This window comes from Pseudomonas sp. B21-019, from assembly GCF_024749225.1.
In the GTDB taxonomy this organism is placed as follows: Bacteria; Pseudomonadota; Gammaproteobacteria; order Pseudomonadales; family Pseudomonadaceae; genus Aquipseudomonas.
Window position 1 is genome coordinate 1,200,146 of the sequence record NZ_CP087193.1, and the last position, 13,560, is coordinate 1,213,705.

Annotated in this window: 7 protein-coding genes and 1 pseudogene; 2 read left to right on the forward strand and 6 right to left on the reverse strand. The window is 59.1% G+C overall.

Features of this window, described 5'->3' with window-relative positions:
• Both LOY36_RS05260 and LOY36_RS05265 read left to right on the forward strand, forming a co-directional pair.
• Positions 1–1,509, forward strand: a complete 1,509-nt coding sequence (locus tag LOY36_RS05260; protein ID WP_258672487.1) for a glucosyltransferase domain-containing protein — start codon at positions 1–3, stop codon at positions 1,507–1,509.
• Positions 1,506–3,100: pseudogene (locus LOY36_RS05265) on the forward strand (hypothetical protein). Before LOY36_RS05260 ends, LOY36_RS05265 begins: the two are co-directional and overlap by 4 nt.
• Here the strand turns inward: LOY36_RS05265 and LOY36_RS05270 are convergent.
• The 6 genes from LOY36_RS05270 to LOY36_RS05295 form a co-directional block, all read right to left on the reverse strand.
• The gene (locus LOY36_RS05270; protein ID WP_019651336.1) at positions 3,078–4,697 is read right to left on the reverse strand and encodes an FMN-binding glutamate synthase family protein; all 1,620 of its coding nucleotides are present in this window, start codon (positions 4,695–4,697) and stop codon (positions 3,078–3,080) included. The pseudogene LOY36_RS05265 and the gene LOY36_RS05270 overlap by 23 nt on opposite strands.
• Before the next feature lie 280 nt (positions 4,698–4,977).
• A complete protein-coding gene (locus tag LOY36_RS05275) occupies positions 4,978–6,384 on the reverse strand; it encodes an ATP-binding protein (RefSeq protein WP_258672489.1) in 1,407 nt (468 codons plus the stop codon).
• Positions 6,381–8,192: a DAHL domain-containing protein gene (locus tag LOY36_RS05280; RefSeq protein WP_258672490.1), complete on the reverse strand. Its 1,812-nt coding sequence runs from the start codon at positions 8,190–8,192 to the stop codon at positions 6,381–6,383. Before LOY36_RS05280 ends, LOY36_RS05275 begins: the two co-directional genes overlap by 4 nt.
• Positions 8,189–9,148, reverse strand: a complete 960-nt coding sequence (locus LOY36_RS05285) for a cytochrome-c peroxidase (RefSeq protein ID WP_258672491.1) — start codon at positions 9,146–9,148, stop codon at positions 8,189–8,191. The genes LOY36_RS05280 and LOY36_RS05285 overlap by 4 nt, the downstream gene beginning before the upstream one ends.
• Positions 9,149–9,192: 44 nt before the next feature.
• A complete protein-coding gene (locus LOY36_RS05290; protein ID WP_258672492.1) occupies positions 9,193–11,055 on the reverse strand; it encodes a bifunctional diguanylate cyclase/phosphodiesterase in 1,863 nt (620 codons plus the stop codon).
• Positions 11,052–13,358, reverse strand: coding sequence for an EAL domain-containing protein (locus LOY36_RS05295; protein ID WP_258672493.1), 2,307 nt, complete (start codon positions 13,356–13,358; stop codon positions 11,052–11,054). Before LOY36_RS05295 ends, LOY36_RS05290 begins: the two co-directional genes overlap by 4 nt.
• Positions 13,359–13,560 lie beyond the last annotated feature (202 nt).

Genomic DNA, 13,560 nt, shown 5'->3' on the forward strand with positions numbered 1-13,560 from the left:
ATGGGCAGACTGAGCGATTTTTTTAGCGGCGAAATCGGCCGTCGTCGGGTCTGGCTGTTTTTTCAACTCGCGACGCTGATCTATGTCATTCCGCTGATCCTCGCCGACTATCCCTACATCGATGACAACTGGCGTTCGCTGTCCGCCGGCACGGACTGGGTGGGGCAGGGGCGGTTGTTCACCGAGCTGTTCTACAACGCGCTGACCTTCAGCGATGCCGCGCCGAACATCTTTCCGTTGCCGCTGTTGATAGCCTCCCTGGCCATGACTTTTGCGTTGACCAGCCTGACGTTTCATTACTACCCGCAGCCGACGCTATCCTGCTGCATGGTGGTGTTGCCGCTCTGGTACAACCCGTTCTTCCTGCAGAACCTGTCGTATCAATACGACGGACCGACCAATGCCTTGAGCCTGGTGGCGGTGATCTATGCGATCACGTTTCGTCATCCTTCGCGCATCCTGCAATGGCTGGTGCCGGCCTTCCTGATTGCCCTGGGGCTGGGGCTCTATCAGGTGAGTATTAATGTGTTTCTGGGCCTGTGTTGCCTCGAACTGCTCAGGGGCGCGAACGATAAATGGGCCTGGCCGCAATGGTGCGAGTTGATCGGCTGGAAACTCGCGCAGGTGGTGCTCGGCGGCTTGATCTACAGCGTCACCGCTTATCCATACATGGATCAGACCCGTGTTTTGTTCCTGAACTGGGCGGCAGCACCCTGGCTGCAACTGGAAATCAACATTGGTCGCGTGCTGGAAAAAGTCGTGCTGCTGTTTCACGGTGGATTCACCTGGGTGTTCGCCGTGCTGCTGTTGTGCGCCATCGCGGGCAGCGTGCAGCTGGCCCGGAACGTAGTGGCACGCCAGGACACAGGGTTGAGAAAAGTCTTGATGGGCCTGGCGTGTGTGTTGACCGTGCCGGTCGTGATTTTTCTAGTGTCGGGGGCTGTGTTGTTTTTCCGGGATTTCAATGAAGGCGCCAGAACCTTGATGGGGTTCGCAGTGCTGTTGGTGCTGCTGTTCTATTTGAGCCATCTGGCGCTGGCACATATTCATGAGCGGCTGACGCTGCTGTTGGTGGTTCCGCTGCTGGCCATGCTTTCGATGTCCTACGCCTATGGTCGCGTACTGTCGGTGCAGAACACCTTCGCTTCCAGCGCGTTGTTTTCCCTGGGGCATGACATTGCATCCCATCGGCAACTGCGCGAGGCCAAGCGCATATACATGTCGGTGAGTTATTCCGATCACTGGCTGGTGGAGGCTGCAGGCTCGTTCAAGCAGATGCCGGTTTTGCATTATCTGCTGAACATCAACTTCTACATGCTGGCGGAAAACCTGCCGAAAGCGGGCATCACCAACGTGGTAGCGGAGCGGGAGCGACGCAACGCGACGCTGATGGGTTATCAGGGTTATCCACCGCTGGTGGATAACAAGTTCTACAGCCTCTATCTGTTGGGTGACTACGGTTTCATCGTGATGAAAGAGCCGACGCCGATCGCCGCGCTTGCGTGGTGAAATCGGTGAGCTTCTCTTCGATCTCTCTCAAAAACGTTTCATCCAGAGTGGCCGAGGGGCAGGTCTGCTGGCGGTGCTGGCGATCGCGCTGTTCGCCAGGTTTCACGCCATCACCGTGCCGGTCATCTGGTATGACGAGGCCTACAGCATATTGCTGGCCGAGGGTTCGCCTGCGTATATCTGGGCCACGACGGCTCGGGATGTTCATCCGCCGCTTTACTATGTCTTGCTGCATTACTGGATGTTGCTGTTCGGTCATGGCGTGTTGTCCGCGCGGTCCCTGAGCGCGCTGGCCGATGTCGGCACGCTGTTGCTGGGCATTAAATTGATGAGCCTGTTGGCGACGCGAAGGGCGACATGGATCGCAGCATTGTTGTTGGCGTTGCTGCCGATATCGGTGCGCTACAGCCAGGAAGTGCGAATGTACACCTTGTTGGGGTTCTGGCTGATGGGGGCGACCGTGGCGCTGGTGTGTTGGGTCAAGGCGCCGGATCAGAAGCGTTACCCGGTCGTTTACGTGCTGTTGATGACGGCGGCTTTTTACACGCACTACTTCGCCGCATTGTGCGTGTTGGTGCATTGGCTTTTTTGGTGGCGAGTGCGCAAGGTCCAAAGCACGGTACCTGTATGTGCGTGGATACTGGCCAACAGTGCAATCGTCGTGTTGTACCTGCCGTGGGCACCGCCTCTCATCAGTCAATTGTTGCGAATGGACGGGCTCGAATGGATACAGCCACTCACCTGGCCGACGGTGCTGACCTTCGTTTGGCAACTGGTGGTGATGGAGGGTTCGACCAGTGACTTATGGCGCGTGACACCCTTGGTCTTGATCATTGTTTGCGCCGCTGCGGTACTGCTCAAAGCACGTAATGAACGACCTTTCAGCGTCTTGCTGGTGAGTTATTTCTTCGTGCCGGCGCTGACCGTGTTTCTGGTGTCGCTGATCGTGCCGGTTTTCAATGCCAGGTACCTGGTATTCGCCGCCGCTGCGTTGCCTCTTATCGTTGCGCTCGCACTGGACGCATTGAGCCAACGCCACGCTGTCCTTGCTGCTGTCGCCATGGTTTTTATTGTGTTGGTGGAAGTGCACGGGCTGTCGGCGATTTATGCACAAACGGATGAGATGAACGGCACCAGCATTCGCAGAGACGCCAAGCTGGACGCCGTGGTCGCAGATCTTGGCCGCGAAGTGCATCCGGGTGACGAAATCGTTGTGGATAACCTGTATTGGTACTTGCCGTTCATGTACTACAACTCGACAGGCATTCAGCCGAGGCTATACGTCTTCAAAACAGCGACCGGCACCCTGTGGGGAACCGCCGAATACGGTGGCTGGGCACTCATTCCCCGTCACCTGCACTCGATTTTCTTCAATGACTTTTCGACCCTGAAACTCAATGCCAGGAGAGTCTGGTGGGTAACGGGTACGGCTCGTCCTGAACATGACGCCTTGTTTCCGAAACATTGGAAGCAGGTGCTGACGCTAAGGGAAGGGGGCAGTGAGGCTCGTTTGTTCATCGTGGAGGACGCGCCAATCCCTGAGATTGGCGCGCAAACACAGCCTATGCCTATGCAGCCGCCGCATCATTAGGCTCAAAACTATCCGCCCGTGCCATCTGCCACATCCGCGAATAAAACTCGCCGTTCACTTCACCCGTGAGCAATTCCCCCGGTTTCAAGAACACATGCAACTGCGAGAACAGCTTGATCTCGGTCGCCGACATGCGTCGCACCAGATGCTTGGCCGACAGCTGTGAAGGATGATCGAGCCCCGCGGCGGCGAGCATTTCGGCCAGGGCTTTGAGCGTATTGCGGTGGAAATTGAACACGCGCTGGGCTTTGTCCGGAACCACCAGGGCGCGCTGGCGCAGGGTGTCCTGGGTGGCGACGCCGGTCGGGCATTTGTTGGTGTGGCAGCTTTGCGACTGGATGCAGCCGATGGCGAACATGAAGCCGCGCGCCGAGTTGGCCCAGTCGGCGCCGATGGCCAGGACGCTGGCGATGTCGAAGGCGCTGACGATTTTGCCGCTGGCGCCGAGTTTGATCTTGTCCCGCAGGTTCAGGCCCACCAGGGTGTTGTGCACGAACAACAGGCCTTCACGCATCGGTACGCCGATGTGGTCGGTGAATTCCACGGGCGCGGCGCCGGTGCCACCTTCCTTGCCGTCGACCACGATGAAGTCCGGGAGGATGCCGGTTTCCAGCATGGCCTTGGCGATGCCCATGAATTCCCACGGGTGACCCAGGCAGAACTTGAAGCCCACCGGTTTGCCGCCGGACAGTTCACGCAGTTGTGCGATGAAGTGCATCATTTCGATCGGCGTGGAAAACGCGCTGTGGCGCGACGGCGAAATGCAGTCTTCGCCCATCGGGATGCCACGGGTTTCGGCGATTTCCTGGGTGACTTTGTGCTTGGGCAGAATCCCGCCGTGGCCGGGTTTGGCGCCTTGGCTCATTTTGATTTCGATCATCCGCACTTGCGGGTTCTGTGCCTGGGCGGCGAAGCGTTCCGGGTCGAAGCGGCCATCGGCGGTGCGGCAGCCGAAGTAGCCGCTGCCCAGTTCCCAGGTCAGGTCGCCGCCGTTTTCCCGGTGATAGGGGCTGATGCTGCCTTCGCCGGTGTCATGGGCGAAGTTGCCGAGTTTGGCGCCCTGGTTCAACGCGCGAATGGCGTTGGCGCTGAGGGAGCCGAAGCTCATGGCCGAGATGTTGAACACCGACGCCGAGTACGGCTGGGTGCACTGCGGGCCGCCGACCATCACCCGGAAACTGCTCGGGTCGCTCAACGGTGCCGGGCGCATCGAGTGGCCGATGAATTCGAAACCCGACTGATACACGTCGATCAGCGTGCCGAAAGGTTTGTCGGCGCTCTCGTTCTTGGCTCGCGAATACACCAGCGAACGCTGAGCCCGGGAGAAGGGCAGGGCATCGCTGTCGGATTCGAGCAGGTACTGGCGGATTTCCGGGCGAATGCCCTCCACCAGATAACGGATATTGCCCAGGATCGGGTAGTTGCGGCGCACCGCATGAGGACTTTGCAACAGGTCGAACAGACCCACCAGGCTGAGGACGCCGGTGACGGCGGCGATCGGCCAGAGCCAGTCGTATGCCAGGAAGGGCAGGCTGGCGAGGGTGAATATCACACAGACGGCAAAGAAGGCGTAGCGGCTCAGGAGTGACAGGCTCATACGGTTTCCTTGGGTTCGGACTCGGTCATATAGGACCGTGGTATACAGGCTTTTGTGGCGAGGGAACTTGCTCCCGCTCGGCTGCGCAGCAGTCGCAAAACCTGCTGACGGGATTTGTCTGACTGAACGCATTGCCTGTTTTGGGATCGCTTCGCGATCCAGCGGGAGCAAGCTCCCTCGCCACAGAGATCTCCTGTGTTAGCACAGAGCGTCAGGCATTCTGCGCCTGGAGAATAAACGAAAACAGCCTGGATTGAGATTTGATCCCTTGTTCGGCTGGTCAGACAGCCGCTTTCGATTGGCGCATCGGCAGCTCGACCCGAAACGTGGTACCCACGCCGACTTCGCTGCGTACCGAAATATCGCCCCGGTGTTTTTTCACGATGCCATAGGACAGTGACAACCCGAGCCCTGTTCCCTGGCCCACCGGTTTGGTGGTGTAGAACGGGTCGAATATTTTCTGCAGGCATTCCGGTTCGATGCCTGATCCGGTGTCCGCGACTTCGATCGACACCGTTTCACCTTCAAGCCCGGTACGCAGGGTGATGGTGCCCCGTTCCGGACCCATGGCCTGAGACGCGTTGACGATCAGGTTCATGATCACCTGATTGATCTGCGACGGCAGGCATTCGATGTCAGGCAGCGTTTGATACTCCTTCACCACATCGGCCTTGTACTTGAGTTCATTGGCGACGATGTTCAGCGTCGACTCGATGCCCTGCTGCAGGTTGGCCCACTGCCATTCCTGATTGGAGTCGACGCGGGAGAAGTCCTTCAGGTCCTTGACGATCTGCCCGACCCGATTGATCCCGTCCTTGGATTCCTTGATCAGCAGCGGAATGTCTTCGCGCAGAAACTCCAGCTCGACCTTTTCACGGAGCTGGCCGAGACGTTCGAGAACCTCGCTTGAGGTAATGGCCGCCTCCGCCTCCCGATAGGCATCAAGCATGGCCTGCAGTTGTTTGAAATAGCCATCGAGGGTGCCGAGGTTGGAGGAAATGAAACCGATGGGGTTATTGATTTCATGGGCGACCCCCGCCGCCAGTTGCCCCAGCGAGGCGAGTTTTTCCGACTGCACCAGTTGGCTTTCCAGTTGTTTGCGCTCGTCGATTTCCCGCTGCAATGCTTCGCTGGCCTGTTTGAACTGGGCCGTGCGCTGGTCCACCAGATGCTCCAGATGGCTCATCTGGATAGACGCTCGTTCGGTCATGTCCCATTTGGTGAGCAGGGTGTTGGCCATCTGCTGGACTTCAATGTTGTCGAACGGTTTTTTCAGAATCAGCAGGCGGTCGTGGGCGTGCAGGCGCTCCAGCAGTTCATCCCACGAATAGTCGGAATAGGCGGTACACACCACCACTTGCAGGCTCGGGTCTTCCTGCCACAGGTGTTCGATCGTCTGTGCACCGTCCCAGCCCTCGGGCATGCGCATGTCGACGAAGGCCAGGGCGTAGGGGCGGTTTTCCTGTAAGGCCTGGACGAGTTTGCCCAGGCCCTCCTGACCGCCATAGGCTGAATCCAGCTCGAACAGAAGCTGGGTGGATTTCACTTCGCTGCCGAACAGCGCGGCCTCCATTTCGTCCAGTTCCGCATGTTTGGCCGATGTCGGGGTGAGGATCTTGCGAAAGTCATCATGGATGGACGGGGTGTCGTCGATCAGCAGAATGCGGCGGTTCGAAAGGTCGCTCATGCTTCCTCCATGACGGGTTTCAACGGGATCTGCAAGGTGAACAGGGCGCCCTTGCCCGGTCCGTCGCTGTGGGCGGTGAGATGGCCGTTCATTTCGATCGCGGCCAGCGCGCAGCTGTGCAGGCCGAAGCCGTGGCCTTCCTTGCGGGTGGTGAAACCGTGGGCAAAGATCCGCGTCATGTTTTCCGGCGCAATGCCTTCGCCGTCATCCTTGACGCTGATTTGCAGGATCGTGTCCTCGACGACTTTTACCCCAAGGGTGATCTGTCGGGCTCGGTTGCTGAGGTCGGACATGGCGTATTTGGCGTTGCTGATCAGGTTGATCAGGATCAGCAACAAGCGGTGCTTGTCGCCCATCACTTGCGGTACGTCGCCGTACTCCTTGACCACTGTGACGTGATGCCGGGTCAAGGCGCCTGCGTTCATGCGCAGGGCGTCCTCGAGTAGTTCGCTGATGTACAGCGGTTCCACCAGGTTGTTGGCCCCCGCGTAGGACTGCTGGGTGGCGACGATGTCTTTGATGTGATCGACGCTTTTGCTCAGCTGCGCGAGTTCCTCGGTCATGCCTTGCTGTTCGAGGGCAATCGCCTCCACCAGTTGATTCAAATAGCCGGGCAGTAATTTTCCTTTCTCGTTCTGGGTCAGAAAGGTCCCGAGGTCGCTTTGATGCTCGTTGATCAGCTGCATCGCCTTGCCCAGCCCCTGGGCCTTGCTGCTACGCAGCCGGCGGCTGACCAGATCGGCCGAGATGTTCACGCTGTTGAGCACGTTGCCGACGTTGTGCAGCACGTTGGTGGCGATTTCGGCCATGCCGGCCTGACGCGCGGTGTCGAGCAATTCGCTCTGGGTATCCTTGAGTTCGCGGGTGCGCTCTTCGACCCGTTGTTCGAGGACTTCGTTGGCGTTTTGCAGTTCCTTGTTGACCCGCTGAGTCTCCCCGAAGCTGCGCATCAGGCGAATTGCCAGGTACACCAGCACCAGCACCAGCAGCGTCGAAAACACCAACATGTAGAAGTGGTAGCGCTGGTCGATGGCATCGGATTGCTGCTGGTCTTTGTTCAGCAGGCCGGTAATGTCGTCCAGTCGTTCGGCCACGGGAATGGCCTCGATGTTTTCCAGTAACCGATTGACCACCGGTTGTTCACGCAGGATCAGCGCGATGTGGTTGCTCAAAATATCGATCGGGCTGTGAAACTGCTCCGGCAATCGCTGCTTGTTCACCCCCAGTTTGTTCAGCCCCAGCAGAATATCCGCCGCTCTATCGTCGGAGGTGACCTGGGCGAACTCCAGGCTGCTGAGCAGCAAGTCGTAGGTGTCGGTGGCAATGTTCTGCAGTTGCAGTTTGTCTTCATCGGGCAGTCGGGTAAGCGGTTGCTGGATGTCGTCTTCGGCCGTGGGCAGGAACGCCAGTGAGTTGCGCAGCACCGCGTTGTGGGATTTGAACTGCTCCACCAAGCGGGTTTTTTCCTGGATGGCGGCAAGGTATGCCTCATGACTGGCACGCCAGGTCGGCGTGTCGTTGCGGCCGTGACTGGACTCCATGCTCTCGAACCGCTGCCACAGGCGCGTCATCTCGCTCAACGGTGTCACCAGTGGATCGTAGTTGTGACTGATGGCGATCCTGGCCTTGAGAATCTCGGTTTCCCATTGCGCGTTCAACTGTTTGATCCGGCCGATCAAGTCCCGGGACTCGGCGTAGGTCGACGTCTCGCTCGAACTGGATTTGAGGTACAGGAACAACAGCGTCGAGGCCAGCAGCACGGCCACGGCACCGAGCAGTGCCAGGTTGCGGCGGGGGAACGTTTTCATAAAGGTTTGCCTCCCCATTCACCGGTCAGGGTCTTGAGGAATTTGATGATCAGGTCCTTGTCCTTGTCGGAGGGCACACGGCCGAGCTGGAACTTGAACATCACGTCTACCGCCTCTTCGAGGGTTTTAGCCGAGCCGTCGTGAAAGTACGGCGCGGTCACCGCGACATTGCGCAGGCTCGGCACCTTGAACACGTTGCGGTCCTCTTCGGCCTTGGTGACCAGATAGCGGCCCAGATCGGCTTCGGTGGGGTTGCCACGAGCCTGAAAGTAATCACCCATGACCCCGAATTTCTGGAACATGTTGCCGCCGATGTTCACCCCCTGATGGCAGGCAATGCAGCCGTAGTCCTTGAAGCGTTGGTAACCGTACTTCTCGTCAGTCGTGAGAATGTCGGTATTGCCCGACAGGTATTGGTCGAAACGCGAGTTGACGCTGATCAGCGTGCGCTCATAGGTGGCCAGGGCACTTTGCACATTGTTCATGGTGACGCCGTCCGGGTAGGCCTTGGTGAAAGCGCTTTTGTAATCCGGGTCGGCGGACAGCATCTGGACCACATGCTCCCAATGACTGCCCATTTCACTGGGGCTCTGCACCACTTCGTGGGCTTGGGTTTCCAGAGAATCGGCGCGGCCATTCCAGAATTGCCGGAAGTTCAGGCTGGCGTTGAACACGCTCGGGGTATTGATCGTCAAGGGATCGCCCTTGAAGCCAGTGGACAATGCCTTGTCGTCGGCGCCGCCGATTTCCAGACGATGGCAACTGGCGCAGGACAGGCTGTTGTTGACCGACAGCCGTGGTTCGTTGAACAACCGGCGACCGAGTTCGACTTGCAAGGGATTCTGCTCGGGCACTGCGGGCAAGGGTTTGAGCGGTTCGTCCAGCGGTGCGCCACTGGCTATCAGACAACAACCGAGTAGAGGCGCAAGGAGCAAGTAGCAGAAGGAACGTGACATCTTGTGATTCCTTGGCTCAGGGCCTGTGTGTCGTTGCACATCGTTCAGGAGATTGGCTTTACGGAGGTCAGGTATTGCACGAAGGCGTCCGGCTCCACGGCTTTGCTGAAGTAGTAGCCCTGGCCTTCCTCGCAATGGAGCGCCTTGAGAAAATTCAGTTGTTCGAGGGTTTCCACCCCTTCGGCAATGACCGTCAGATTGAGGCTTTTGCCCAGGCTGATGATGGCGCCGACCAGGGCCGCGTCGTTGCTGTCACGGCCCAGGCCACGAATGAATGATTGGTCGATTTTCAGTACATCGATGGGAAACCGTTGCAAGTAACTCAGGCTGGAGTAGCCGGTGCCGAAGTCATCGATGGCCAGCCGTACGCCCAAAGCCTTGAGCCGATTCAGCGCGACCATCGTGGCATCGACGTTCTGCATCAATACGCCCTCGGTGATCTCCAGCTCCAGCAACGCGGGGTCCATACCGGTTTGCTGGAGTATCTGTTCGATGCCTTCGACAAAATCCCGCTGGCGGAAATCAATGGCCGACACGTTCACCGACATGCACAGATTCGGCAGGCCATTTGCCTGCCAGGTACGGGCTTGCCGACAGGCCTGGGCCAGCACCCATTTGCTCAATGGCACGATCAAGCCGCTGTCTTCGGCCACACCGATGAAGTCTGTCGGGTAGATCCAGCCTTGCCCCGGTTTTTGCCAGCGGATCAACGCCTCGGCGCCGACCACCTTGCCGCTGCCCAGGTCGAGTTTCGGTTGGTAGTGCAGGACAAACTCGTTCCGCTCCAGTGCCAGGCGAATCCCCGACTCGATGGTCTGCTGTTCCCGGGCGCGCTGGTTCATCTCATCGATGAAAAAGCTGAAATCGTTGGGGCCGCTTTCCTTGACGTTGCGCATCGCGGTTTCGGCTTTCTTGATCAGAGCGATGGCATCGAAACCGTCATCGGGATAGATGCTGATGCCCAGGCTGGCCGTCACGCTCAGGTCATGTCCGGCGACGTGCTGGGGCGCACGTATGGCGTTCAACAGTTTTTCGGCGATGCCCTTGGTCTGTTGGGGGTGGTGGATGTCGGCCAGGATCACCACAAATTCGTCGGAGCCGTAGCGAAACACCGAGTCGGAGGCGCGCACGCAGGCCACCAGGCTTTGCCCGACGCGCTTGAGCATCTCGTCACCGGTCGGGTGACCCAACGCATTGTTGATGCGCTTGAAGCGGTCGAGCCCCAGAAACATCACCGCCAGTTGTTTGTCATGGCGCCTGGACAAGGCCAGGGACTGGTTCAACCGGTCACCCAGCAAGGTGCTGTTGGGTAGCTCGGTCAACACGTCGTACTGCAACAGATGAGACACCTTGAGCAGTTCGTGGACCCGTGCTTCGATGGTTTGCTCCAGGCTCAGCACTTTCATCGCCGCGTCCTGCGCCATCTGCCACTTCCAGGTCAGGGCGCTGGCCATCTGGCGGATTTCCAGGCTGTCGAAAGGTTTTTTCAACACCAGCAATTGATCGCCGAACTCCAGCCGTTCGGCCATGGCTTCCCAGGTGTAGTCGGAGAACGCCGTGCACAGCGCGATTTGCAGGTTAGGATCGGCTTTCCAGAGCCGTTCGATGGTTTCCAGGCCATCCCAGCCAGGCGGCATGCGCATGTCGGTGAACGCCATGGCGTAAGGGCGACCTTCTGCCTGGGCTCGCTTGACCAGTTTGAGTGCTTCCTGGCCTTGATAGGCGGAGTCGAGCTGGAAGACCAGCCGAGTCGTTTGTGGGGTGTCGAACAGCGCAGCTTCAGTGCCGGCGAGGGTGAGTTCATCGTCGGTATCGGCGCCCAGAATCTTGCGGAAGTCCTCATGGATCGAGGGCGTGTCATCGATGATCAGAATGCGCCGGTTGGCCTGGATGAACGAAGTTTTCATTCCTTGTCCTCCGTGGCACGTTGCGAATCGCCCGGCATTGCTCCGGGATTTTGATTCGCGTGCACGATGCTCCCGGCCTTCAACAGTTCGGCGGCCTGCTGGCTGCTGACCGCTTTGCTGAAGTAGTAGCCCTGGGCATTCATCGGTGAACCGGTGGCCATCAGCGAAGTACGTTGCTCCTGGGTTTCGACACCTTCGGCGATGATGCCGATCCCGACGTCGCGGGCGAAATTGATAATGGCCCGCAAGGTGGTGGCGCTGGCCGCGTCGTGGGCGGCGGTGTCGATGAACGCCTGAGCGAGTTTCAGGTGATTGACCTGGTAAGTCTTGAGGTAGTCGAACGAAGAGTATTCGGTGCCGAAGTCATCGATGGCGATCTTCACCCCCAGCTCATGCAGGCGCGGCAGGATATCGTTGTGCGTCCACTTGGTCTGGGCCAGGGTCGCTTCGGTGACGTCGAAACGCAGGTCCCACGGGCACAGATCCCAGCGGGCAGTGGTGCGCAACACGTCATAGATCAGCTCGGGACCACTCTTGAGCTGGGCCAGGGACAGTTTTATCGCCACCACCGGTGGTGCCATGCCTTCGTCGCGCCACTGGTGCATTTGCCGACAGGCGCGCTCCAGCACCCAGTGACCGAGGGCGATGATGATGCCGGTCTTTTCCGCCGCAGGCAGGAATGCCGGGGCTTCCAGTAAACCGCGTATGGGGTGATTCCAGCTGACCTGCGCTTCCATGCCGAGGATCTTGCCACTGCTCAGGTCTACTTCTGGCCAGTAACGCAGTTCGAGCTCGTCGCGTTCGATGGCGGTTTTCAAGTCGTTGGCGATGGTCATGCGCTCGACCACTTCCTGATTGATTTCCTCGGAGTGGAAGTGGTACTGGTTGCGGCCCTTTTCCTTGGAGCGATACAGCGCCATATCGGCCTGGGTCAACAGGCTGTCGGCGCTGAGGCTGACCTGGGTGTAGCTGCTGATGCCGATACTGACCGAGACCCGCACGTCGTTGCCGGCCAGGGAGTAGGGCAGCACCAGCGCATCGCGGACCTTGGCGGCCAGGGCCGCTGACTGGGTCGGATCGCCGACGTCCAGTTGCAGTATCGCGAACTCGTCGCCCCCCAGGCGGGCGACCACGTCGTTTTCCCGCACGCAGGTTTTGATCCGTCGGGCGACCTCCTGCAGCAACAGGTCACCCACCGGGTGGCCCAAGGTGTCGTTGATGCGCTTGAAGTGATCCAGGTCCAGGTAAAACATGGCGAACGGGGTGGCCCCTCGCCGGGCGGCGGCGAACGCCTGATGCAGGCGCTCGATCAGCGTCGCGCGGTTGGCCAGCCCGGTCAGCCCGTCGGTGCGGGCCAGCAGGGCAATCTTTTCCTCGGCCAGTTTGCGTTCGGTGATGTCGATGATGATGCCTTCGACTTCCAGCAAGCGGCCTTCATCGTCGCGCACCGGGATGTAGCGGTTTTCGACCCAGCGCCAGTCACCGTCGCCGGTGCGCATCCGGAATTCGATGGAAGCACCGGCTGCATGGCGGTCCAGCACCCGCGCCATGGCGGTGTCGACTTTCTCTTGATCGTCGGGATGGATCAGCTCCTGAGCCCAGTTGGACGAAGCCACCAGGGCCGCCGCGATGTGGCCGTATTTGGTGATGTTGTGGGAGATATACATCAACGGAAACGACGGTTCGCCCCGCAGCCGATACAGAATGGTCGGGCTGTTCTGCACAATGATGTTGGCGTCGGACAGCTCCCGGGTGCGCTCCTCGACCGCTTGCTCCAGCAGGGACATCTTCAGCGCCGCGTCTTCGGTCATTTGCCACTTGGCGGTCAATGCGCTGGCCATCTGGCGGATTTCGATGGCATCGAACGGTTTTTTCAGGATCAGCAGGCGATCGCCCAGATCCAGGCGCTCGTCGATGTCTTCCCAGGAATAGTCGGAATACGCGGTGCAGAGCGCCACTTGCAGCTTGGGATCGACCTGCCACAGGCGCTCGATGGTTTCCAGGCCGTCCCAGCCCGGCGGCATGCGCATGTCGATGAAGGCCATCGCGTAGGGCGAGTCATTCGCCAGCGCGGTCTCGACCTTGTCCAGCGCCTCACGGCCCTGAAACGCGGATTCGATGATAAAACCTTGCGACGATACCGACACGGGGGTGCCGAACAGGGCGTTTTCAGCGCTGGCCAGACTGTCGTCTTCGATCGATGACGGGCTGAGAATCTTGGCGAAATCCTCGTGGATCGACGCGGTGTCGTCGACGATGAGGATCCGACGATTAGTCCGCGCAAGCAGCGTATTCACTGACATGCGCCTGTACCGACAGCAGTTTGGTGCGATGAGCTCATAGAGGGTATCCCTTCCCTGAGTGCTGGACGGAGCGGGCATCGTTTGGATCCGAGTGACCTGAGCATAGTCGTCCGGTCGGATATTCGCCCGGTTGACTGAAACGAATCATTTGCGGAGTCGGTCGGAAAATCATCTAGCCTGTAGCTCAGGCTCGGGAAAGTCA